Below are 25429 nucleotides of genomic sequence, written 5' to 3'. Positions count from 1 at the left end.
ATTACAGAAGAATAAAGGAGGAGTTCAAATGGCAATTTTTAAAGGTGCAGGTGTAGCGATCGTTACCCCTATGTATGAAGACGGAAAGGTGAACTACGACAAACTGGAAGAACTGCTCGAGTATCAGATTGCCAACAGCACAGATGCGATCATCATCTGCGGTACCACAGGTGAGTCTGCAACCATGACACATGGAGAGCATCTCAAAACTATCAAATTTGCAATTGACAAAGTAAACAAACGTGTTCCGGTTATCGCAGGAACAGGTTCTAATTGCACAGAAACTGCGATCATGATGTCCAAGGAAGCAGCATCCTACGGAGCAGACGCTCTGCTGGTAGTAACTCCTTATTATAATAAGGCAACTCAGAAGGGACTCATCGCTCACTATACTGCAGTAGCAAACGCAGTACCGGAGACACCGATCATTATGTACAACGTTCCGAGCCGTACAGGATGTAATCTTCAGCCGGCAACTGTTGCCACTCTTGTTAAGAATGTCAAGAACATCGTAGGTCTTAAGGCTGCAAGCGGAGACCTTTCCCAGATTGCCAAGACAGTTTCTCTGGCTGGCGAAGACCTGGAACTGTATTCCGGAAACGACGATCAGGTACTTCCGATCCTTTCACTGGGCGGACTGGGTGTTATCTCCGTACTTTCCAACGTTGCACCGAAGGAAACTCATGATATGGTAATGAAATTCTTTGAGGGAGACACCAAAGGAGCTGCCAAGATCCAGATCGATGCGATCCCGCTGATCAATGCACTTTTCTGCGAAGTAAACCCGATTCCGGTCAAGACTGCTCTGAACCTTATGGGAATGAATGTAGGACCGCTTCGTATGCCGCTTTGCGAGATGGAAGAAGCAAGCAAGGAAACACTGATCAAAGCAATGAAAAATTTTGGAATCAAACTTGCTTAAGATACCCCGGAGGAAACTAAGATTATGGTAAAAATTATTATGCACGGATGCTGTGGACATATGGGTCAGGTGATCTCTGATCTGGTTGCGAAGGATGCAAATGCAGAGATCGTTGCCGGAATCGATATTGCAGACAAAGGAAACACCACATATCCGGTATTCACAGATATCAAAGCATGTCAGACAGAGGCAGATGTAGTGATCGACTTTTCTTCAGCCAAGGCAGCAGATGCACTGCTGGATTTCTGCGTAGAGCGTAACCTTCCGGTTGTACTCTGCACAACAGGACTTTCTGAAGAACAGCTTGCCAAAGTAGAGGAGACAGCAAAGAAGATCCCTGTCCTCAAATCTGCAAATATGTCCCTTGGCATCAACACCCTGCTCAAACTGATTCAGGATGCTGCCAAAGTTCTTGCAACAGCAGGATTTGACATGGAGATCGTAGAACGTCATCACCGTCTTAAAGTAGATGCACCGAGCGGTACAGCTCTGGCGCTTGCAGACAGCCTTAACGAAGCTATGGATAACCAGTATCACTATGTCTATGACAGAAGCCAGAAGCGCGAGATGCGTGACGACAAGGAGATTGGCATCTCCGCAGTCCGCGGCGGAACCATCGTAGGTGACCATGAAGTAATTTTCGCAGGTCCGGATGAAGTGATCGAATTCAAGCACACTGCATATTCCAAAGCTGTTTTTGGCAAGGGCGCAGTAGAGGCAGCCAAATTCCTCGCAGGCAAACCGGCAGGAAGATATGATATGGCTGATGTGATCGAGGGATAAATAACATCAGGACGCTTTTTTGACATGCCAAAAACTAAAAAAAGTTCTTGCAATCAAAAAAATATTGTGCTATTATGACCTCATCAATCAAAGAACAATCGAATTTACAAAGGCGTAAACATCATATGGTGTTTGCGCCTTTTTGCATTTGGCGTAACTTTGACTGAACAGGCCTGTTGAAAATGTCGAAAAACTAAAAAAGTAGACAAAAAACTATTCGACTAATTGTACAAAAATATTATTGAACTCTCAAAATTTTTGTGATATAGTAACTATATCAAAAGTCGTGTATTAAATAAAAAACAAAAAAAGTCACTGAAAAGTGACACATCAGCCGGAGAACTGAGGGAAAAAGGAGGAAATTCAATATGAAAAAAGCATTAGCAGCAGCACTTTGTGGAGTATTATTCACAGCAACTATGACAGTTCCGGTACTGGCAGACGATGCAGATTATGCAGGAATGAAGATCGTTCTGATCCTTCCGGGAAGCATTGATGACCAGAGTTGGAATGCAAGCAACAATGCAGGAGCGAAAGAATGTGACGAGGAGCTTGGCACCTCCATCGAAGTTGTTGAATCCGTTCCGGTAGAAGAATTTGAATCCACCTTTACAGAATATGGCGAGAAAGGCTATGATCTGGTAATGGCAGCAGGAAGCCAGTTTGATGAGGCTAGTGCAGCAGTAGCACCTCAGTATCCGGACACTGTATACACTGTTATCAATGGTACAGCAAGCGATTCTGACAACATGGTTCCTGTATTCCCGAAAGAATATGAAGGTTCCTATCTTGCAGGTATCATCGCAGGATACACAACAGAAAATGGTAAATTTGCAACAGAGGGCGGCGAGTCCAATGCAGCAATGGTCAAACTTCTTGATACATACGAAGGCGCAGCCAAAGAAGTTGCAGAAGAAAGAGGAATCGAAGGTGCAGAGGCAAACAGATCCTTCCTGAATACATGGACAGACGTTTCCGTAACCAAATCCATGACAGACCAGATGATCGACAATGGTGCTGATACCGTATTCTGCTATTCCAACGAAGGTGCATCCGGTGCTGTTCAGTCTGCAGAAGAAAAAGGTGCCAAATTCGTTGCATTTGCAGCTAATAAGAACGACGAGAGCGACTGTGTAGTTGCTTCTGTAAATATGAACTGGTCAAATGTTTATCCTTGGATCGTTGAAGGAATCGCTTCCGGTGAACTGAAAGGTGCTCAGGAAGTCGGCGTAGCAGAAGGCGTATTTGAAGCAATCTATACAGATGCAGTTTCAGATGAATGCAAGAGTGCAGTTGAGCAGGCAACACAGGATATCACAGATGGCAAGATCGATTTCACACAGTATTTCTCTGAAGCAGAATAACAATCGTTGATGAGAATATGAGTTTCCAGATTGACAGTGCCTTTTGGCACTGTCAATTTTATAAGGAAAGGGGATGGCGAAATCATGAATGAGCCTGTTATAGAACTGAAACACATTACCAAACGCTTTGCCAAAGTACTGGCAAATGATGATGTTTCCATCACGATCCACAAGGGCGAAGTTGTAGCTCTTCTGGGAGAGAATGGAGCCGGTAAGAGTACGATCATGAAGATTTTGTATGGCCTGTACCACGCAACATCCGGAGAGATCTGGATCGACGGCAAAGAACGCAAGATCGCAACACCAAAAGAAGCAATGGACGCTGGTATCTCCATGATCCAGCAGCATTTTTCACTGGTTCCGGCACATACAGTTACAGAGAATATCATTCTCGGAAACTGTAAGGGAAAGCTGGATATCAAGAAAAAAGAAAAAGAGATCCAGGCGCTTGCAGAGCAGTACGGATTTCAGGTTCCGGCAGGAGAGTATGTAAAGAATCTTTCCGTAGGAACTCAGCAGAAAGTTGAGATCCTCAAGGCGCTTTATCTCAATGCCAGAGTCCTGATCATGGATGAGCCTACTGCTGTACTTACGCCTCAGGAGATCGATACGCTGATGGAGTTTGTCCGCCGCTATGTTGAGAAAGGCAATTCTGTAGTATTTATCACGCACAAGATGCGTGAGGTTATGGCGGTTTCTGATACGATCGTTGTTATGAGAAACGGAAGCATCTGCGGTACTGTAAAGAAGACAGATACTTCTGAAACAGAACTTGCACATATGATGATCGGTCATGAACTGGAAACCCTGGAAAAACCAGGAACCGAAGATATGAGCAATCGCAGAGTACGCCTTGCGGTCAAAGACTTAAGCATTAAGCCGAAGGGCCATACACCGCTTCTGGAAGACATCAATTTTGAGATCCATGAGGGAGAAGTTCTTGGATTTGCGGGAGTTTCCGACAATGGACAGCAGGAACTCTGTGAGGCGATCTACGGAGGAATCCCGATCACATCCGGCAGGATCGAACTGGACGGAGAGGATGTCACAAACGAATCTGTCAAAGACAGGATCAAACTTGGTATGGGATATGCGGCAGCAGACCGTTATCGTTATGGAATGGTTGCAGAGATGTCCATGTCCGAAAACATGCTCCTCAAATCCAGTTACCTGAACAAATGGGTCAATCACGGACTGATCCGCTGGTCAGCACTTCACCGTTATACAGAAGACAGCATCAAAAAATATGCGATCAAAGCACCGGACCACACTGTTACGGTAGGAAGCCTCTCCGGTGGTAACCAGCAGAAGATGGTCGTTGCCCGTGAAGTTGATATGGGTGACAAGCTGATCATTTTTGACCAGCCAACCCGTGGACTTGACCTTGGTGCGATCAACTATGTACATAAGACGATCCTTGGGGAAAGAGACAAGGGAAAAGCAGTTCTCCTTGTTTCGACAGAACTTTCAGAGATCTTTGCACTTTCCGACAGGATTGCGGTTCTCTATAAAGGAAAGATCATGGGAATCTTCAAAAACGGAGAACTTACAACAGAAAAGATCGGATTGCTGATGGCTGGTGTACAGCCTGAGAAAGAAGGTGCAGAATCATGAAACAACAGAAAAAAGTAGCAGAGCTTCTGCTGTGGACCGTTCTGGCGATCATCCTTGGACTGGTGATCAGTTTTGCATTTTTGCCGCTGCTTGGTGTAAATCCGGTAGAATCTCTCAAGATCATGCTTTCAGAAACGTTTGCAGATAAATTTTCCATGGGAAATATCCTGGTAAAGACAACACCTCTGATCCTTACCAGTCTTGCATTCGCTTTTACATACAAAGCAAACCTTTATAACATCGGTGCACAGGGACAGTTTTATGTTGGATGTATCTGTGCGGTTGCAGTGACACTGCAGCTCCAGACCAAAGTCCCAGGACCGGTCGTTCTGATCACTGCCTGCCTTGCAAGTATGATCGGCGGCGGTCTTACAGGATTCATCATTGGATTCCTCAAAGCGAAATTCAATGCAAATGAGTTCCTTGTAAGTATGATGTCTACCTATGTTATTACTTATGTTATGCAGCTCCTTCTGAGAACTGTTCTCCAGGAGTCAAAGCATGAATATTTAAAAACAGACTACATTGATAATTCCGCATGGCTGCCAAAGATCATCAATGGAACTTCTGTTTCACTTGGTATCGTGATCGCGGTTGCAGCAGCGATCGTGATCTGGTTCATCCTGTACCGTACTTCCATGGGATATCGTATCCGTGTTATGGGATTCAATCAGGATGCAGCGGCAATGTCGGGTATCAATCCGAAAACACAGTGCATGCTGGCTTTCTTTATCAGTGGCGCAGTTGCAGGTCTTGCAGGTTTCACTGAGATCAATGGCATGCAGCATATGCTTCTTACCGGACTGGAATCCGATATCGGTTCTTATGGAATCGGTATTGCGATCATGGCAAATGCCAACCCGATCGGTGTCATCTTTGCGGCACTGCTGTTTGGTACTCTCCAGGTCGGAGGTACTGCACTTGGCCATTCTACAGATGCGCCGGCAAGTGTTATTGATGTAATGCTCGGTTTCGTAATGCTGTTCGTACTGATGTCCTTCTTTGTAAGAAAGAAACTGGAAGTCAGAAGCATGAAGAAACAGAAGATCCAGAAAGGAGAGGTTTGAGTATGCAGATTTTTGTGAATTTGATTACAAGAGCTATTTTTATGAGTACGCCTCTTGTTCTGGGCGCATTAGGTGAGGTTCTGGCAGAACGTACAGGTATGATGGTAACGGCGATCGAGGGTATTTTCCTCGTTGGCGCGTGGGGAGGATTTATCGGAGCTTATCTTTCCGGAAATCTTCTGATCGGATTTTTGCTTGCGATGGTATGCGGACTGATCGTGTCACTGCTTTATGGCGTGACGACGATTTACATGCATCAGCACCAGATCGTAATGGGAACTGCTGTTGCGATCCTTGTGACAGGATGCTGTACATTTTTCTACCGTGTGATCTTTGGTATCCAGACAGTACCGCTTAAGGTAAACATCCTCAAGACGATCAAGATCCCGCTTCTGAGTAAGATCTCGATCATTGGACAGGCGATCTTTTCCCAGAACCTGGTAACCTATTTTACGTATATTCTGGTGCCGATCATTTTCTTTGTGATATACAAGACTTCTCTTGGTCTGTCCATGAGATCCTGTGGTGAAAACCCGGAGGCAGCAGATGCGGCCGGTATCAATGTAACACGTACACGTTTTCTTGCAGTAGCAGTAGCCGGATGCCTTGGCGGTATCGCCGGAGCTTACTATCCGCTGTGCAACGTCGGCATGTACAATGCAGAGATCATCGGCGGACGTGGATGGATTGCATTCGGTATCTGTTTCCTCGGAAACTGGAATCCGGTCGGCGCGCTGATCTTTGGAATCATCTTTGGTATTTCCGATGCACTTGGTATCTTCGTCAGAGCGATGGGAACTTCCTCTGTTCCGAGTGAGCTGTTCAGTGCACTGCCGTACATTCTGGTCATCGTACTGACCGTATGTAGAAAACAGTTCAACGTACCTGCAAAACTCGGTGCAAATTATGTAAAAGAAGATTAAAATTTCATGGGCATGTGTCTTTTGTGGCACATGCCTTTTTATGTAATTCCAGTTTCTTCCAGAATAGGATCTCGAAATCCGGTACATATTATTACCACAAGATAAAATCCATGGTAAAGGAGAATGACAATGAAAAAATTCAAAGGGATCCTGACAGGTACATTGCTTATCATGACGCTTGGAATGCTGACTGCCTGTGGAAACAATAATAATGCAGCCGATGAGACCGGAACTGTGACGGAAGAAAATGATATGATGGGCGATAATGCGGATGATACTACGGCAAACGACAATGTCAATGGAAACAATGCAGACGCAAACTCTGGTGCAGACGATGCTGCGATAGACAATGGCGATACGATGTCAGAAGGAACCGGGGATAACGGAACCGTGACAGAAAACGGAGCCGGAACAGCAGAAAACAATACAGAAAATATGAATAATAATGCAGACAACAACGACGATACAGTATCAGGTGCACTCGGAAACGGAGTCAAAGATCTCGGCGACGGCGTGGGTGACGCGGTGGAAGATGTCGGCGATGCCGTTGGAAATGCAGTAGAGGGACGATAAGATCTTATATCGGTTTTAATAATTTAGCATGATAAAGTAAAAACGCTTGCATGAAACAGAAAACCATATTATGATATCCTCAGGAAAACCTGAACAGGATCATGCAAAACCCCTGGACCTATCAGAATCCGGGGGTTTTATATTGAAGGGAGAAACAGACTATGAAATTTCGTCCATGCATCGACATACATAATGGAAAAGTAAAACAGATCGTAGGCGGCAGCCTCAAGGATGCCGGAGACCAGGCAAAAGAAAACTTCGTATCCGGACAGGATGCGACTTTTTATGCAGAATTATACAAAAACGCCGGACTGAAAGGCGGACATGTCATCCTTCTGAATGGAAAAGATTCTGAATACTACGAAGCCACCAGAAACCAGGCACTTAAGGCTCTCAGGGCATATCCGGGAGGGCTCCAGATCGGAGGCGGTGTCTGCCCGGAAAACGCGCAGGACTATCTGAACGCCGGAGCAAGCCATGTGATCGTCACCTCCTATGTTTTTAAGGACGGCAGACTTTCCTGGGAAAACCTCGCCAGGATGGAACAGGCAGCAGGCAGAGAACATCTCGTACTTGATCTCAGCTGCCGCAAAAAAGACAACCAGTACTTCATCGTCACAGACCGCTGGCAGAAATTTACCGACGTACCGGTAACCCTCGAAGTGATGGAAGAACTCGGAAGCCATTGCGATGAATTCCTCGTTCATGCAGTAGATGTAGAAGGCAAGGCAAACGGCATCGAGACAGAACTCGCGGACCTCCTTTCCGCATACCAGAAACGCCCGATCACCTATGCCGGTGGTGTAGGAAGCATGCAGGACATCAAACTTTTGAAGCTTCACGGCAAAGGCAGACTTGATGTGACCGTCGGAAGTGCCCTGGATCTGTTTGGCGGAACGATTCCATTTGAAACACTTAAGAATCTGTAAGTTTGGATGATTAGTAGAAAATTCTATGAATAATCTGTAAAATAACATCCCAGAAAGTCTGTTTATGTGCTATGATAGATAGCAGATATGGTATTAGCAAAAACCTATTATAATGATAAAAAAACGGAGGAATTTCAATTATGGATCTTTCAACTTTAGTAAAAATGTCCAACACATACGGAAGTAATCCGGCTTATGTTCTGGCTGGTGGGGGAAATACTTCTGTCAAGGATGACACAACACTTTATGTTAAGGGCTCAGGCACACAGCTTGCCACAATCAAGGCAGAAGAATTTGTTGAGATGAGCAGAGCACGCCTGAATGAAATCATGAAAACAGAGTATCCGTCCGATGACGTGAAACGTGAATCTGCATACCTTGCTGATGTCATGGCGGCGGTGACAGACGATGACAAGACCAAACGTCCAAGCGTAGAAGCACTGCTCCACAATTTATTTGCCTATACTTATGTACTGCATGTTCACCCGACTCTTGTCAACGGCCTGACCTGCGGAAAGGGCGCACAGGCACTTTGCGAGGAACTTCTGGGCAAAGATGTTCTCTGGATCGATATCTGCAAACCGGGATATACACTTGCACGCATCTGTTACGAGAAAATGAACGCCTACAAAGAAGAAACCGGAAAGGATGTTCAGGTTCTTCTGCTTCAGAATCACGGCATTTTTGTTGCGGCAGATACTGTGGAGGAGATTGGCGTTTTATTTGACGGCGTCATCAGTAAGTTAGAGAAACAGGTTAAAAGAACCGCTGACGTAAGCGAAGCTGTCACACCGGAGAAAGAGCAGGCTGCGCAGAAACTTTCCGAATTACTGGGACATGCGGTGGAAGTTGTGCCGGCAGCAGAAATGGACAATTTCGTAAAGGACAAAGCATCAGCAGCACCGCTTCTGAAACCATTTACTCCGGATCATATTGTGTACTGCGGACCATATCCGTTATTTGTAGAGAATATCGATCAGGCAAAAGAAGCACTGGACGCATTTATGAAAGAGAATGACAAAGAACCACGCCTCATTCTGGTACAGGGCGTTGGCGGCTTTATCATGGAAGATGACAAGGGAAAAGCTGCAAAAGCACAGCTCCTGGTCAAAGATGCCATCAAACTTGCAGTATATGCAGAGAGCTTTGGCGGAGCACTGCAGATGACAGATGACATTACATATTTCATTACACACTGGGAAGCAGAAGCATACCGCAGCAAGAAATAGGAGGTAAAAAACATGAGTGACGTACTTGAAACGATCAAAAGCAGAAGAAGCATCCGCAAATACAAAAGCGACATGATCCCGCAGGACAAACTTGAGAAGATCATCGAAGCAGGAACCTACGCGGCAACAGGAATGGGTAAACAGTCCCCGATCATCATTGCTGTGACAAACAAGGAGCTCCGCGATAAACTTTCTGCCATGAATGCAAAGATCATGGGAGTTGAGATCGATCCGTTCTACGGCGCACCGGTCGTTCTGATCGTGCTGGCTGACAAGGCACGTCCGACATACATTTATGACGGAAGCCTCGTTATGGGAAATCTGATGCTGGAAGCAGAAGCACAGGGAATCGGAAGCTGCTGGATCCACAGAGCCAAAGAAGAATTCGAGAGTGAAGAAGGCAAAGAACTCCTCAGATCTCTTGGAATCGAGGGCGATTATGAAGGAATCGGACATTGCATCCTCGGTTATGCAGACGGTGATGCTCCGAAGGCCGCACCAAGAAAAGCTTCTTATGTTTATTACGTAGAATAACAAAGAAAATACAATACCTTACAGATCAGGTCGGTGGTAAGATAATTTACCATCGACCTCTTTTTGTCCATTGAAAAAGGAAAGAATCCGCGAATATAATATAAGAAATAAAAAATAACAAGCACCTGAGGGCTTTCTTCCATTTTGAGGAATGCGGATCCAGTAAATCGGATAAAGTAATAGGGAAGATGGAACAGAGGAGGAAATTGTAATGAATAAGCTTACACATGCAGCTGCCAAGACCGTTTTTTCAGGAGTAGTTGATTATGCAATTGGACAGGTAAACAAGAACCCGGAGGAAGCATACGAAAAGATCATTGACACTGCAGAGAAACATATGAAAGATTTTCAGACAGGAGTAAACTGGGATTATCTGAGACGAGTTGCCTGTAATCCGGAATACACACTGAACCGTTACGTGACATCGATCGTAAAGGATCTCCACCCGAATGTACTCAAGACCACACTGATGAATCTTGGATTTGAGGCTCTTTACAATGGAACCAAAACCATCCGTGAGATGAGAAAGATCCATAACTGCAACATTCCGTGGATCATTCTGATGGACCCGACCAGCGCATGTAACCTGCATTGTACAGGATGCTGGGCAGCAGAATACGGAAATAAACTGAATCTTTCTTTTGAGGATATGGATTCTATCGTAACACAGGGTAAAGAACTGGGCGTTTATTTCTACATGATGACAGGCGGAGAGCCGATGGTAAGAAAGAAAGATATCATCGAACTTTGCAGAAAACATAACGACTGTGTCTTCTTTGCATATACCAACGGTACACTGGTTGACGAAGCACTCTGCAAACAGATGCAGGAAGTCGGAAACCTGTTCCTTGGCTTAAGCGTAGAGGGTGAGCCGGACGTAAACGACATGCGTCGTGGAAACGGTGTATACAACAAAGTTATGCATGCGATGGACCTGCTCAAAGAGCACGGGCTTGTATTTGGTACCTCTATCTGCTACACAAGCGCAAACTACAAGAGTGTTACCAGTGAAGAGTTCATCCAGATGCTCATCGACAAAGGATGCCGTTACGCTCTGTATTTCCACTATATGCCGGTTGGAAACGCGGCTTCCGTTGATCTGCTTCTGAATCCGGAACAGCGTGTTTATGTGAAAAATCGTGTAAGAGAGATCCGTAATATGGAACACGGCCCTGGAATTTTTACCATGGACTTCCAGAACGATGGTGAATTCGTAGGAGGATGTATCGCAGGTGGAAGAAACTACTTCCATATCAATGCAAACGGTGATGCAGAACCATGCGTATTTATTCATTACTCTAATGGAAATATTCACGAGAATACAATTCTCGAGATCCTGAAACAGCCGCTGTTCATGGCTTACCATGATAACCAGCCATTCAATGACAACATGCTCCGTCCATGCCCGATGCTGGAGAACCCGGAGATCCTGCAGCGTATCGTCAAGGAATCCGGCGCACATTCCACAGACCTCCAGTCCCAGGAAACACCGGAACATCTCTGCAGCAAATGCGTACATTATGCAGAAGAATGGGCTCCTGTAGCAGACAAACTGTGGGAGGAAGAAAAAGCAGCAAAGGCAGCGAAAGCCGCAGCAAAATAATCTGCACCTCGATAAAATAAAAATCCTCAAACCGTCTTCTTGTATTCCTGAGACCAGGGATGTGAGCAGGCGGTTTTTTACTTATAAATGTCAGGCGGAATGCTTTCTTTTTTGCGGGGATTGTATTAGAATATAGGATATCATACGCAAAACAGATAAAACGGATTGGAGAATAAATATGAAAGTTGTAATTTTAGCAGGCGGTTTTGGTACCCGTATCAGCGAGGAGAGCCATCTGAAGCCGAAGCCGATGATCGAGATCGGGGAGAAGCCGATCCTCTGGCATATTATGAAAATGTATTCTGCTTATGGATTTAATGAATTTGTTATCTGCTGTGGATACAAACAGCATGTGATCAAAGAATGGTTTGCAGACTATTATCTTCACAACAGCAACATCACTTTTGATTTTACCCAGGAAAATAAGATGATCGTGCACAACAATGTCCTGGAACCGTGGAAAGTCACCCTGGTCGATACAGGACTCAATACCATGACCGGCGGACGTATCAAACGTGTGAAGGAATATCTCGATGGAAATACGTTCATGCTGACCTACGGGGATGGCGTGGCTGATGTCAACATCAAAGAACTTCTCGAGTATCACCGCTCCCACGGCAAAATGGCGACGATCACAGCGGCACAGCCGGGAGGACGTTTCGGTATCCTTGATATTGAAAACGATGGAACGATCACCAACTTCAAAGAAAAGAAAAAAGAAGACGGCGGTTGGATCAATGCCGGATTCATGGTCCTGGAGCCTTCGATCATGGATCTAATTGAAGGGGATGATACTGTGTTTGAGAAATATCCTCTGGCAGAGGCTGCCCGCATGGGACAGTTAAATGCCTACCGCCACAAGGGCTTCTGGCAGTGCATGGACACCCTTCGTGAAAAAAATCTCCTGGAAAGTCTCTGGCAGAGCGGAAATGCACCGTGGAAGATCTGGGAATAGAAAAGAGGAAATAACAGATGAAAGCAACAAGCTGCGATTACTGCGCGAATTATGTATATGACGAAGAAAGTGAAAGTTATTACTGCGATGTAAATCTGGACGAGGACGAGTATTACCGTTTTATCAGCACAGAATATAAAGAATGCCCGTATTATCGCAATGGAGATGAATACAGAGTAGTTCGGCATCAGATGTAGGGGACGGAGAAAAATATGATTACAGTAGAGCTGGATAATTTCAGCCTGAAACAGATCTGTCAGTCCGGTCAGTGTTTCCGGATGAGAGAGACAGAAGAAAACACGTATGAACTGATCGCAGGAGATCAGTATCTCAAACTTACACAGGAAGGGACGATCGTAACTTTTCATTGCAGTGATGTGGAATTTCTCTGTTACTGGGTTCCGTACTTTGATATTGATGCGGATTATGCAGGCTATATCGAGAAGATCAATCCACGTGACCATTACCTGAGTGCGGCGGCAGAGTGCGGGAGCGGCATCCGGATCTTGCGTCAGGATCTGTGGGAGATGATCATTACGTTTCTGATCTCACAGCAGAATAATATTTCCAGGATCCGTGGATGCATTGACAGATTATGTAAACGATACGGTGAGCAGAAATATTCTGAGGAAGGCGTGGAATACTGGACTTTCCCGACAGCGGAACAGCTGGGAACGGCGACGGAGGAAGAACTCCGGGCACTCGGAATGGGCTATCGCGCGAAATATCTGGTGGAAACGACACGAAGTATTCTGAGCGGAGAGGTCTCGCTGGAGAAACTTTACCGCATGTGTTATTATCGCAGGGCAAGACAGGAATTGATGAAACTCAGCGGCGTGGGAGAGAAGGTTGCTGACTGCATCTGTCTGTTTGCACTTCACCACATGGATGCATTCCCGATCGACACACATATCCGCCAGGTTCTGGACATACACTACAAAAGAGGATTCCCGAACCGCAGATATCACGGACTTCGGGGAATCATGCAGCAGTATATTTTTTATTATGAACTGACTGGTGCGGCGGATATTCACCGCACGAAATGAGGAGACAGACTATGGAATATGTTGTAAAAATCATCGCAGATGTTCTGGCAGCGCTCTACCAGACAGCGGGAGCATCCCTTCTGCTGGCGGCACTTGTCATGTGCGTCTATATGCTTGGCAGGAAACAGGGAGCCGGTCCAGTGGTTCGGGCATGGATCCGTCAGTTCCGCACAAGCGGCTGGTTCAGGAAACATTTTTTCCTGGTATTTTATGTAAGTATGATGCTGTTTCGGACACTTTTGTGCCGGACAATCTGGGGAAATCCTCTGGATCATGTGCTCGGCATTTGGAGTTTACATAATAATGGAGAGCTTTACACAGAGAATTTTGAAAACCTGATCCTGTTTCTTCCGTTCATCGTCCTTTTGTTCTGGGCACAGGAAGAAAGAGACCATTATAAGGAAAAAAGTATTCAAGATGTCCTGATCTTAAGTTTCAAGATCAGTTTCCTGTTTTCGCTCGGCATCGAGTTCTGTCAGTTGTTTTTCAAACTGGGAACCTTCCAGCTTGCAGACCTGTTCTTTAATACAGTGGGCGGACTTCTCGGTGGAATCTGGTACTGGGGATTTGACAGAAGCCGCAGAAAGATTGAGAGTGCGATTCGCAGATTTGGCGGCTGGGATGTGACACCATGGAGATCCGCGGATGAGGAGCAGAAATCTTCCGGCACATATGCAATGACGGAGAATCCATCCATGGACCGCTCTGTTTCAGAAGCAATGGAAGAAAATGCCACACCTGAGATCAAAGAAGATCCGAAGGAACGAATGGATTCCAGATACCGTGCGATCGAGCGTCTGATCCGCGAAGCCGGCAAAAAGATGGTCAAGGCCAGACCATCCGATGCAATGATCCATCAGAAAGAGGGGCTTGCGAACTTCTGTACCGATTACGATATGGAGATCCAGAGGTTCCTGATCAAAGGATTCAGCGAGATCCTTCCGGGAGCAACTTTCTTCGGAGAAGAAGATACCGAGGGAAATGCCGGTGCACAGGCAGATGGCGAGTTTACCTTTTATATTGATCCGATTGATGGCACGACGAATTTTATGTTTGATTATCATCACAGCTGTATTTCTGTCGGGCTTGCACATAAGGATCAGATGATCGCTGGTTTTGTCTATCATCCGTACATTAATGATATGTATATTGCGATCCGCGGCAAGGGAAGTTACCTTAATGGCAAACGGATCCAGCTTGCGGATAAATCCGTCACGGAGGGAATCGTGGAGTTCGGCTGTGCAAGATACAACGAAGCCGGAATCGACTGTCTGTTCCGTGTGGTCAAAGATATGTTCCAGAACAGCCTTTCCATCCGTTGTGGCGGTTCAGCGGCATTGGGACTCTGCCGTGCGGCATCTGGAAGCAATACGGTCTATCTGGAACTGAAACTCCAGCCATACGATTATGCGGCGGCATCCGTGATCCTGGAAGAAGCCGGTGGCGTGATCACACAGATCGACGGAAGTCCGATCACACTCCACGAAGGCTGCTCGATCATCGGCGGTACACCGAAAGCGTGGAAAGAAAGCAAAGAAGCTTTTGAGAGACTGAGAGACAGTTCGGCAGAAGGGACCACAAAAGTAAAACTGAATAAATGACAAATAATATGCACCTGCTGTATCGGGAATGTTTACCTGGTATAACAGGTGTATTTTGTTATACTTTTATTGAAAAAGAATTATCAATAAGATGTTAAATGAGAAAAAAAGTCAATTCGCAGGTTAGAAAATTCTAACTGAAATATAGACAGGAATATAGGTTTGTGGTATAAAATAATAGTTAGAAATACCTAACGGAAAGAAAGAGGAGGAAGAAGATGGCAAATCAGAAATTGTTAAAGAAAGTAGCTCCGGTAGTGCTCAGTGCAGCTATGGCAATGACAAGTATGCCGACAGTTGCAATGGCGGCTGATTTTTCAGACAGTGATGTAGTTTCAGATGCTGTAGAAGTAGAAGAAACACCGGATGCGGAGACTGAGACAGAAGTAGAGGTAGATACAGAAGAAGTTGCTGATGATACTGCAGATGTAGATGTGGTAGAAGATGAGGATGCAGACACAGCAGAAACTGATTCTGAGGAAGATCTGTTCAGCTCCGAGTTAACAGAGGACGAGTTTTCTGATCAGGCAGGCGATGACCAGACAACAGGCGAAGCATACGTTCTCATGAACATTCCTTATGACGATTTCTATAAGGCAGAATTAAAGAATAACGATGTCAAAGTCGATGCATTTACCTCTGCCACATTGAACAAATCCAGAACAGCGGGTATGATGAATGGAAATTCAGCTTATCATACAGATGTAGAAGGAACAAATCTGGCAGGTGTCACCTTCCCTGTTAAAGTAAGTGATCTTGCACTTCTGAAGGATCAGAAAAAGGTGACAGACGATGATTCCGTAACGATCACAGTCACAAACAAAGGACAGACAGCAAGCAATACTTATACAGGAAAAGATTCTCTGATCGAGAATGCTTCCTACTCTTATTATGTACTGTCAGAAGTTCCGGGTTATTATAAAGAACTGACAGTAAATGAAGATGGAAGCTTTACCTTCAGTGATGTTAAGGGTGCACAGGAGAAAACAGTTGAAGCAACAGCAGAACTGAAAACACAGAGCAAATATGGAGATTATCAGCTGAAGATCAATAATGAAACCTTCTCTTCCCTGATCAGTACAAGCACGGATAAAATCTATGGTGCAACGGTTAATACAACAGATGGTACAGAGTACGGTATGCGTCATCTGGAAAATATCTGGAAAGGCTATGAACTGGCATGGTGCACAGGTTTTACTACAAGTGTTCATGGATGCCCGACTTCATCTGAACATTATAAATCCATGATGGGAAAAACCATTGACAGTGTTACTTATTACACTGACAAGGGAATTATCACATTTGATGTTAATGATGAAAAGGTTCTGACAAAAACAGGCGTAAAAGCAACAGTTGCAAACATTCATACAACAGATACAGAAGCAGCAGTCACTCTGGATGGCACTCTTCCGGAAGGTTTTGCAGCAAAATATACTGTTGACGGAACAGAAGTTGCATATGCAGATGGCAAGATCACAACCGGAACACTGGCAGCAGGTTCCCATACTCTGGTTATCAGCGATGAAAATGGCGAATATGCACCGATCCAGGCTTCTTTCTCTGCAAAAGAGGCAGCTGTACCGGCAGCTTACGATGCTGAAAACAGTAAACTTGTACCGGCAGAAGGCTCTACAGAAGAGCAGCTGACAGCTTACATCAAGACAATCACTGCTGTAACAGTAGGAGATAAGACTTATCAGGCCACCGGAAAAGGTTCAAAAGTGATCGTCAAAGAAGACGGAACACTGGATCTTACAGGTATTGAAGTAACAAACGGAACTAAATTTGTTGTAACTTCCAGCGGATATGATGATTTTGCGTTCGATTATGAAGTTGCAGAATATAAATATGTATATGCAGGACTTACCTGGGCTCAGTACTGGGCAGCAGAAGGTGTATATGCAGCAGGTGATGCAACTGCTTCAGCAGACAAAGATACAAGAGGTGAGGCAGACCTTGGAGCGTTTGATACTGTAACAAGAGCAACTACAAACCACGGTCTTCACAGAGGAAGCTTCCAGACAACTGCAATTATTAAAGGCGAGAAAGGTTCTTATGCCGTTTCTTACTGGGAAGGACAGTCAACAGTTGTATTCACAGACGGAACAAAAGCTACATATAGCAGGGGAACTCTTACATTTGAAGATGGTACAACAGATGAAATGCTTGACTATGAAGTAAGCGGTCTGAAATATGTACCGGTTAAAGTAAAAACTTCGGATTATGAAGATTTCAAAAAGGCTTATACAGTAGTAGAAAATGATGGAACACTGGTTGGTGGATACGGAGAATTTAATCTTCAGTCTTATAATCTGACAGCAGATGTTACGGCAAATACAAATGGTCTTAAGACAGCTACAAAGAATGAAGATGGTACATTCAGCTTCAGCGCAAGAGCAAATGGAACAGATTCAGGTGTTAAAGATGCAGCCCTCAAAAAAGCAGAAAATATTACCACAACTGTAAAAGAAGCAAGTGGCAACTATGGTGAGTTCCTGAGAGTTGACCTTACAGGAGATGGATACGGAGATCTTGGTGCTGCAATGCAGGCTGTTAAATGGACATACTATGGAAACGACAGCACTTGCACAAATGCACTTCAGACTTACGGAACAAAATTTGCAGCAGATAACTGGATGCACAAATCTATGGGTATTCAGCTTGGCCTTACAAAATCCCTGCGCTGCCAGCTTCCAGAAGGATACGACGGAACAGGATACTGGACACTGACCGTATATGCTCTTGGATACGAAGACTTTACTGTACAGTTCCAGGCAACAGATGCAAATATTGTAAAACCAGCAAAAAAAGAAGTGGATACAACTGCACTTGAGGCAGTGATCGCAGAAGCAAAAGCACTGAAAGAAAGTGACTATACTCCGGCAAGCTGGGTAAATGTTGCAAACGAACTTGAAGAGTGCGAAGAAATGCTTGCAAATATTGACAAACAGACACAGAATGGCGTTGATGAGCAGATTACACATCTGAGAGAAGCAATTGATTCACTTGTAAAAGCTGAGTTCAAACTTAACGCTGCTTCAGGAACACTTTATACTCAGGATAAAACATCTACAACCCTCAAGGTAACAACCAACCTGGCAGGAACTGTAACATGGAAATCCAGCAATACAAAAGTTGCAACTGTAGACTCCAAGGGTGTTGTAACAGCCAAAGCAGCAGGTACAGCAAACATCACTGCTACTCTGAATGGAAAAACAGCAACTTATAAAGTAACTGTCAAGAATGCAATGTCCATCAACAAAACAGCTGTCACAGTTTATGTTGGAGGAACACCTGCTTCCTATACACTGAAAGCAACATCTGCAATCGGTGGAACAGTAAAATATGCAACAAGCAACAAGAGCGTTGCAACTGTAAGCTCCAAAGGTGTTGTAACAGCAAAGAAAGCAGGTACAGCAGTAATCACAGCTACAGCCGGAAAAGCAAAGATCACCTGCAAAGTAACTGTTAAGAATCCGAGCATTGCAGCAAAAGCAGCAAAAACAACTATTTATACAAAAGGTCAGACTTCTACAACAATCGCAGTGACCAAGAGCGGTGTTTCCGGAACTGCGAAATTTACAAGCAGCAACAAGAACATTGCAACCGTAGATTCCAAAGGTGTTGTAAGAGCGAAAAAAGCCGGAACCGCTAAGATCACAGTTCAGGTAGGAAAGCTGAAAAAGGTAGTAACGGTATCTGTTAAAAATGCATCTCTGAAACTTTCAAGAACAGCAGCAACAATCAACAGAGGCAAAACAACTACCATCAAAGTAAGTGCAGTTCCAACTGGAAAAGTTACTTACACAAGCAGCAACAAAGGCGTTGCAACTGTAACTTCCAAGGGCGTTGTAAAAGGCGTTAAGAAAGGTACAGTAGTTATCACTGTGAAATGCAGCGGCATGACAGCAAAATTTAAAGTAACTGTAAAATAAAAAGTTATAAAGTCAGCACAAAAGACGGGGGCCGTTTTTTAACAGCCCCTGCTTTTGTACGTTTTGAGATAATACAGGAGACACTATGAAAAAACAGGACAAAAAGGATTTTCCGGACAGAAAAAATTATATCAAGCTTCTTCCGGCAGCGGCAGTGATCGCAGCAGTGGCGGTGACTGGCGTTCAGGGAAAGGCCGGAAGTACGCAGAAAGTACAGTCAGAGAGTGCCGATGTTAAGGATGCAGAAGAACTGACCGGGCTGATTACAACAGCATATTCCTATGAGGATTTTTCAGATGGAACTTCTTCTTCAGCAAAAACAGGCAAAACTGCTTCCAAAAAGGCAAAAGCCGGAATCAAAAAAGGAACGGCAAAAACACTTCCGGATGAATCTCAGAAAACTTCTGCGACAGGACAGGGAACTACATCTACTCCGACTGTATCCGTCCCGGAAGGCGGATATAAGGATGGTACTTATCAGGGAAGCGGCACAGGATTTGGAGGCACGGTCAGTGTTCAGGTAACGATTTCCGGTGGAAAAATTACTTCGATTGATGTTCTGAGTGCCTCCGGCGAAACTCCTTCTTATTTTGCCTCTGCACAGGGGGTGATCAGCAGGATGATCTCCGGTCAGACTCCGAATGTTGATGCTGTCAGTGGAGCAACCTATTCCTCCAATGGAATCATTCAGGCAGTACAGGATGCTCTGTCAAAAGCGGCGAATACAGATGCAAAGACAACACCGACACCAACCGTGAAGCCGGTCGTAACAGCAAAACCAACACCAAAACCGGCATCTATTCCGAAACCGGCAGAAAATGTGACCTATAAAGACGGAACATACAGCGCAGAAGCAGAAGGCTTTGACGGACCGGTTAAAGTGACAATTACCATCAAAAACGGAAAAATCACAAAAATCACAAATACAAATACAGATACGAAGGAATATTTTAGCAAAGCATGGTCTAAGATTCAGCCTGCAATTCTCAAGAAGCAGGGCGTATATGGCGTAGATACCGTAAGTGGAGCAACTTTCTCATCCAATGGTATTCTGGAAGCTGCTCAGAAAGCACTGGCGAAAGCAGAGACAACAACTGCCAAACCGACTGTGAAACCAACAGCTACGCCTACTCCGACAGCAGAACCAGATATCCCAGAACCAGATACACCGACTTCTGAATATCAGGATGGTACTTACACAGGGAGAGCAAGAGGGTATTCTGGATTTGTCTATATTACAGTAACTATTAAGGATGGAAAAATTATAGAACTGACGAATACGAACACAGACACAGATTCTTTCTTTAAGAAAGCATGGAAAGTATTACAGCCTGCAATTCTGGAAAAACAGTCTGTAGATGGAATTGATACCGTAAGCGGAGCAACGTATTCTTCGAATGGAATTCTTGGTGGAACCCAGAAAGCACTGGAAGGTGCAAAAATTACGCCAACCCCAACAGAAACCCCAGTTCCAACAGTGACACCGGAAATTACTGTTACACCAACTCCAACGGTAATACCAGAAGCAACTCCAACACCGGAACCGACTGCTGTTCCGACAGAGACTCCAACACCGGAACCGACTGAAGAACCGGCAGGAAGATACAGAGATGGAACTTACACGGGAAGCGGAGCCGGAAATTATGGAGCAGGAAGCGTAACAGTAACAGTTACTATCTCCGGAGGACAGATTGTTGAAGCATCCTACAGTACACTTGATGATGAAGAGTATTTTGATGAAGCATGGAATTCTATTTATAATCAGGTAATGGGAAGTCAGTCAGCTGACGGTCTGGATGCTGTATCTGGGGCAACTTTTTCCTCACAGGGCATTATTCAGGCATTTCAGAATGCACTGAGTCAGGCTCAGAATTAACACATATTAAAAAATAATCAACAGGAGTAACGAGAAAAAATGAAATACCATAGTTTTTATATGCGAGTTCTGTGCCTGATCCTGATCATCGGCGCAGTCCTGGGCTATAATTTTATGCAGAAAAATGATACACAGGCACAGGAGATCACAGAGCTTACAGACCGCGTGAGTGCGCTGGAAGAACAGCAGCAGGAAATGCTGACTGCCCTCGAAGATGCGGCAAAAGCGCAGGAAGAAGCCAAGGCTGCAGCCGCAAACGCTTCTTCAAAGGAGACAGCAGGTGATATCACAGCTGCGGACAGCAGCAATGCAGACATATCTGATGCTGATAATGTATACAAAGACGGAACCTACACAGGTGAAGCACAGGGATTTGGTGGAACCATTCAGGTTCAGGTAACACTTGCCAGCGATGAGATCACCGACATCCAGGTGACAAGCGCACCGGGCGAGGATTCTGCTTATCTCTCACAGGGAGAGGGCGTTATCAGCTCCATTCTCTCCGCACAGAGTACAGATGTTGATACCATTTCCGGAGCAACCTTCAGCTCTACCGGAATCATCAATGCAGTTGTAGATGCATTAGGAAAGGCGGAAAACTGATGAAAAAAAGGCAGAGAAAAGTCCGTCTGATCCGGGCTGCCATACAGCTTGTATTTTTCATTGTGGCACCGGCACTTTTTTCCACCGCGTTTGCGGGAGTTAAGTCGATCTTTCAGGCGATCGCGGCAGGACAGCCGGTGACATGGAATTCCTTCCTCGATGTTACAGGCGCACTGCTTCTGATCACGGTACTGTTCGGAAGACATTTCTGCGGATATGCGTGTGCCTTTGGTTCTCTGGGAGATGCCATGTACGAGCTGACCTTATTTATCCGCCAGAAAGTTTTTCATAAGAAAGGCAGACATGGATATCCGGAAAAAGTGGTTCGCTGTCTGCAGAAAGTGAAATATATCCTTCTGGCATTTATCCTCCTTTCCATTTTCACCGGATGGTATGCAAACCTCCAGGGAATGAGCCCGTGGGATGTATTTTCCATGCTGACAGCGCGGAAACTTCCAAATGCCTCTTACAAGATCGGAATCATCTTACTTGTCCTGATCCTGATTGGCATGTGTACACAGGAGCGTTTCTTCTGCCAGTTCCTGTGCCCGATGGGAGCTGTTTTTGCGCTGATGCCGATCCTGCCGTCAGCGTTATTCAAAAGAGACCGTTCCAAATGCCCTGCCAAATGCGGTCTCTGCAAAAAACGCTGCCCTGCACATCTTGATATTGACGGAGATACCCCTCTTTCCGGTGAATGTATCTGCTGTCATGCGTGCGAGGCAACCTGCCCGCGTAAGAATATCCAGATCGGACAGGAAGTGGAGGAACTGAAAGAAGAAGCAGCAGTTTCAAAAACACCAGTGAAGCGAGAGAAAAGTGCAGCTGTTTCAAAATAATGGTGAAGTTACTGCGAATAGTAACAAGTTAATAATATATAACTTGCCGCAAAAACAAAACTGTGGTAAGATATAACCGAAAAATTAAAACGCATTCGTTGTATGTCACAGCGGATGCGTATTTCGGTTATAAAGGAGAAATATATGCGTAATTTTCATAAAAAAATCGCCTGTACACTGACAGGTGTGATGCTTTGTGGCACGCTTATGGGAGCAGTGCCGGTTCTGGCGAAAGATGCGGAGAAATATACAAATACAGATTTTGCGATGGATACGGTAGTTTCTGAGACGCTGTATACAACAGGAGATGACCTGAACGCAGAGATCGGAAACAAGCTCCGGGAGATCGAAAGCGGACTTCTGTCTTGGACGGACGAGGACTCACAGATTTCGAAGCTGAATGCGGCAGCGGGGGAGATGACGGAAGTTTCCGATGAGCTTGCCGGGTATCTTGCACAGATCGAGCAGCTTGCTGATGATTCAGGTGGAGCTTTCGATCCGACACTTGGCAAGGTGATCCGTCTGTGGGATATCGACGGCGAGGACCCGCATGTGCCGGAGCAGTCCGAGCTTGAAGCACTTCTTAAGGATGTTGGCTATCAGAACGTGACTCTGGATGGGAACAAAGTCACTCTGGCAGAGGATACCACTCTGGATCTGGGTGCGACCGGCAAGGGGATTGGTTGCGATGTGATCTCAGAATTTCTCAAAGACCAGAAAGAAGTCGAGGGAATGATCCTGAACCTGGGCGGCAGCAGTGTCATGGCTTATGGACAGAAACCAGACGATTCCCCATGGAAAGTAGCAGTCACAGACCCGAGAGACACAGAAGGTGATTATCTCGGCGCGATCACGATCAAAGGCGGCGAGTTCCTTTCTACCTCCGGTGATTACGAGAAATATTTCATGGAAGACGGCAAACGCTACCACCACATCCTGGACCCGAAGACGGGCTATCCGGTATGGAACGGATTAGATTCCGTGACGATCGTCTGCGACAATGGACTTCTGGCAGACGGACTCTCCACCGCATGTTTCGTTCTTGGAATGGATGATGCAATGGAACTGCTGGAGAAATATGATGCAGATGCAATGTTTGTGGATGAAGACAAGAATATCTATTTGACGGACGGGATGAAAGAACGATTTGAGTTAATGAAGAACACCTACACCGTAAAGGTTGTGCAATAGTTCAGGAGCAAATGTGATTTTGCGATGCTTTATTTTGGTGTTAAAATTATTTTGAGCATCGAGAAATGAATTATACTTTAAAAACGATGCATAAGACCAAGGGGACGGGTACAGTGGCGATTTAGTGCCATTGTACCCGTCCCCTTTGGTTTTTCCTAGAACCGAATACGTTTCAAAACCTCACTTGTCAGAGTCCCGATCAGCAATCCGGTGATCACCCCGGAGATCAACAGCGCCGGCGCATAATAAATCAGCCCGGACGTCATCGTGATCAGACTCGCAATAATAAGCTGCCCGATATTATGTGACACGCCCCCGGCGACGCTGATTCCAAGAATGCTGAAGCCAGATTTTTTCTTCATAAGAGTCATAACGGTAAGACTGAGTGCAGCCCCGGCGAGGCTGTAGAGGATACTGAACAGATTTCCAAACATAAACCCGATCACAACGATCCTCACAGCGGAGACAAGTGCCGCTTCCTTCCATGTATATTTCTCAAGGATAAAAAGTACCGCAAGGTTTGCAAGTCCAAGTTTCATTCCCGGAATCCCCGCAAAAAACGGGATCAGCGATTCTACATAGCCAAAGATGATCGCAACTGCGGCAAACAGTCCTAGATTGGCGATTTTTTTCTGGTTCATAATGTTTTCCTTTGTAAAGTAGAATAAGAGTCAGACAACAGTGTCAAATTCCGGTGAGGTTTCATCGGAACCGGAACCCTTTTCCCCCTCGATCACAACTTTGTTCGGCAGGCAGACGATCGTTCCGCCGGTGCTGTCAACGGCTTTCTGTTTTAGGCAGAGATGGTCCGGACAGTCGGCCTCGATCATTTTGACCTCGCCGTTTTTTATTTCGCATACATTGGTATCTCCGATGGAGATCACCTGATCCTTTGAAAGAGAATACGTGCCATATTCTTCACCATCTACCGTGATCCGGATCGAACCGTAATGCCCCTGACGCACCAGATACATCCCGCCCCACAGGATCAGGGCAAAAACTACGATACCAATGATAAATGTCAGTTCTTTTTTCTTCAAATAAATAAACCTCTGTCTTAGATAAATGTTAGTTTGTTACGGTTTACAGGTTCCCATATAGAATCAATCATAGCATATCTGTCTGTGTATGACAAGAAAAAGTTAGTACTAACGAACAGGAGCGGATTTGCCAAAAATCTGGACACATTTTGTTTATTAAAAATTCATTGTTTTCCCTCTATGAAAGTGGTAAAATAGAGAAGATGTGACGTTAAGGTGTTAAGTAAGCCATAACGAGTAACTGCCGGGCGGTCATGAAACCGTGGGCAGGAGTTGTAGAATGGGAAATAAGAAGAACAAACAAGAATAAAGACAAACAGGAGTAAAGTATGAATATATTTTCAAAAGTATTCGGGACACGTAGTGAGCATGAGGTAAAGAGAATCATGCCACTGGTAGAGAAAACAGAATCTCTTCGCCCGGAAATGCAGAAATTAACAGATGAACAGCTGAGAGACAAGACCAGAGAATTCCGTAAACGTCTGGACGAGGGAGAGACACTGGATGATCTTCTTCCGGAGGCTTTTGCAGTTGTTCGTGAAGGTGCGAAACGAGTTCTTGGCATGGAGCATTACCGTGTACAGATCATCGGTGGTGTCATTCTCCATCAGGGGCGTATCGCTGAGATGAAGACTGGTGAAGGTAAGACCCTCGTGTCTACCCTTCCTGCATACCTGAATGCTCTCGAAGGCAAGGGTGTCCATATCGTAACTGTCAACGACTACCTGGCAAAACGAGATGCTGAGTGGATGGGTAAAGTCCATGAATTCCTCGGACTGACTGTAGGCGTTGTCCTCAACGA

At 45.2% G+C, this 25429-nt stretch carries 22 protein-coding genes and 1 pseudogene; 21 read left to right on the top strand and 2 right to left on the bottom strand.

What is annotated here, in order from left to right; all coding sequences use genetic code 11:
* Positions 1-28: 28 nt before the first annotated feature.
* The 20 genes from dapA (at position 29) to QZL69_RS04630 (ending at position 23587) form a co-directional block, all read left to right on the top strand.
* On the top strand, positions 29-922 hold the full coding sequence (gene dapA, locus QZL69_RS04725) for a 4-hydroxy-tetrahydrodipicolinate synthase (RefSeq protein ID WP_022214078.1): 894 nt from the start codon (positions 29-31) through the stop codon (positions 920-922).
* Positions 923-946: 24 nt separating this feature from the next.
* Positions 947-1705: a 4-hydroxy-tetrahydrodipicolinate reductase gene (gene dapB / locus QZL69_RS04720; RefSeq protein ID WP_022214077.1), complete on the top strand. Its 759-nt coding sequence runs from the start codon at positions 947-949 to the stop codon at positions 1703-1705.
* A gap of 368 nt (positions 1706-2073) precedes the next feature.
* On the top strand, positions 2074-3069 hold the full coding sequence (locus QZL69_RS04715; protein WP_022214076.1) for a BMP family protein: 996 nt from the start codon (positions 2074-2076) through the stop codon (positions 3067-3069).
* Between the two features lie 84 nt (positions 3070-3153).
* Positions 3154-4683 carry an ABC transporter ATP-binding protein gene (locus QZL69_RS04710; protein ID WP_022214075.1) on the top strand — a complete coding sequence of 510 codons (1530 nt, stop codon included), beginning with the start codon at positions 3154-3156 and terminating at the stop codon, positions 4681-4683.
* A complete protein-coding gene (locus tag QZL69_RS04705; protein WP_022214074.1) occupies positions 4680-5750 on the top strand; it encodes an ABC transporter permease in 1071 nt (356 codons plus the stop codon). The genes QZL69_RS04710 and QZL69_RS04705 overlap by 4 nt, the downstream gene beginning before the upstream one ends.
* A gap of 2 nt (positions 5751-5752) precedes the next feature.
* Positions 5753-6673, top strand: coding sequence for an ABC transporter permease (locus tag QZL69_RS04700; protein WP_022214073.1), 921 nt, complete (start codon positions 5753-5755; stop codon positions 6671-6673).
* Between the two features lie 129 nt (positions 6674-6802).
* Complete coding sequence (locus QZL69_RS04695) at positions 6803-7246, top strand: hypothetical protein (RefSeq protein ID WP_022214072.1); 444 nt, start codon at positions 6803-6805, stop codon at positions 7244-7246.
* Between the two features lie 161 nt (positions 7247-7407).
* Positions 7408-8175 (top strand): phosphoribosylformimino-5-aminoimidazole carboxamide ribotide isomerase, encoded by a 768-nt coding sequence (gene hisA, locus QZL69_RS04690; RefSeq protein ID WP_022214071.1) that lies wholly within the window; start codon positions 7408-7410, stop codon positions 8173-8175.
* A 140-nt stretch (positions 8176-8315) separates the two neighbouring features.
* Positions 8316-9404 (top strand): class II aldolase/adducin family protein, encoded by a 1089-nt coding sequence (locus tag QZL69_RS04685; protein WP_022214070.1) that lies wholly within the window; start codon positions 8316-8318, stop codon positions 9402-9404.
* A gap of 12 nt (positions 9405-9416) precedes the next feature.
* A complete protein-coding gene (locus QZL69_RS04680) occupies positions 9417-9938 on the top strand; it encodes a nitroreductase (RefSeq protein WP_022214069.1) in 522 nt (173 codons plus the stop codon).
* Between the two features lie 211 nt (positions 9939-10149).
* Positions 10150-11541, top strand: a complete 1392-nt coding sequence (locus QZL69_RS04675) for a radical SAM protein (protein ID WP_022214068.1) — start codon at positions 10150-10152, stop codon at positions 11539-11541.
* Positions 11542-11719: 178 nt separating this feature from the next.
* Complete coding sequence (rfbF, locus tag QZL69_RS04670; RefSeq protein ID WP_022214067.1) at positions 11720-12496, top strand: glucose-1-phosphate cytidylyltransferase; 777 nt, start codon at positions 11720-11722, stop codon at positions 12494-12496.
* A gap of 17 nt (positions 12497-12513) precedes the next feature.
* Positions 12514-12693 (top strand): DUF6472 family protein, encoded by a 180-nt coding sequence (locus QZL69_RS04665; RefSeq protein ID WP_022214066.1) that lies wholly within the window; start codon positions 12514-12516, stop codon positions 12691-12693.
* Between the two features lie 15 nt (positions 12694-12708).
* Positions 12709-13542, top strand: coding sequence for a DNA-3-methyladenine glycosylase family protein (locus tag QZL69_RS04660; RefSeq protein WP_022214065.1), 834 nt, complete (start codon positions 12709-12711; stop codon positions 13540-13542).
* A gap of 11 nt (positions 13543-13553) precedes the next feature.
* A complete protein-coding gene (locus QZL69_RS04655) occupies positions 13554-15143 on the top strand; it encodes an inositol monophosphatase family protein (protein WP_022214064.1) in 1590 nt (529 codons plus the stop codon).
* Between the two features lie 218 nt (positions 15144-15361).
* The gene (locus QZL69_RS04650) at positions 15362-19078 is read left to right on the top strand and encodes a penicillin-binding Tp47 domain C-containing protein (protein ID WP_022214063.1); all 3717 of its coding nucleotides are present in this window, start codon (positions 15362-15364) and stop codon (positions 19076-19078) included.
* A gap of 85 nt (positions 19079-19163) precedes the next feature.
* Positions 19164-20954, top strand: coding sequence for an FMN-binding protein (locus QZL69_RS04645; RefSeq protein WP_022214062.1), 1791 nt, complete (start codon positions 19164-19166; stop codon positions 20952-20954).
* Between the two features lie 39 nt (positions 20955-20993).
* Positions 20994-21557: an FMN-binding protein gene (locus tag QZL69_RS04640; RefSeq protein ID WP_022214061.1), complete on the top strand. Its 564-nt coding sequence runs from the start codon at positions 20994-20996 to the stop codon at positions 21555-21557.
* Positions 21557-22396: a 4Fe-4S binding protein gene (locus QZL69_RS04635; RefSeq protein WP_022214060.1), complete on the top strand. Its 840-nt coding sequence runs from the start codon at positions 21557-21559 to the stop codon at positions 22394-22396. The genes QZL69_RS04640 and QZL69_RS04635 overlap by 1 nt, the downstream gene beginning before the upstream one ends.
* Positions 22397-22540: 144 nt before the next feature.
* A complete protein-coding gene (locus QZL69_RS04630; protein ID WP_022214059.1) occupies positions 22541-23587 on the top strand; it encodes an FAD:protein FMN transferase in 1047 nt (348 codons plus the stop codon).
* A 155-nt stretch (positions 23588-23742) separates the two neighbouring features.
* On the opposite strand, the gene QZL69_RS04625 is transcribed toward QZL69_RS04630, so the two are convergent.
* Together QZL69_RS04625 and QZL69_RS04620 are read right to left on the bottom strand one after the other, a co-directional pair.
* Positions 23743-24228, bottom strand: a complete 486-nt coding sequence (locus QZL69_RS04625; protein WP_022214058.1) for a Gx transporter family protein — start codon at positions 24226-24228, stop codon at positions 23743-23745.
* A gap of 30 nt (positions 24229-24258) precedes the next feature.
* Positions 24259-24627 carry a NusG domain II-containing protein gene (locus QZL69_RS04620; RefSeq protein ID WP_022214057.1) on the bottom strand — a complete coding sequence of 123 codons (369 nt, stop codon included), beginning with the start codon at positions 24625-24627 and terminating at the stop codon, positions 24259-24261.
* Positions 24628-24956: 329 nt separating this feature from the next.
* Between QZL69_RS04620 and secA the strand changes: the two are divergent.
* Positions 24957-25429: pseudogene (gene secA / locus QZL69_RS04615) on the top strand (preprotein translocase subunit SecA); the annotation flags it as partial.

It is taken from the genome of Blautia sp. CAG:237, from assembly GCF_000436615.1.
GTDB lineage: Bacteria > Bacillota > Clostridia > Lachnospirales > Lachnospiraceae > Blautia_A > Blautia_A intestinihominis.
The sequence above is the reverse complement of the archived record's forward strand: the minus strand, read 5'-3'. Positions and strand labels throughout refer to the sequence as shown.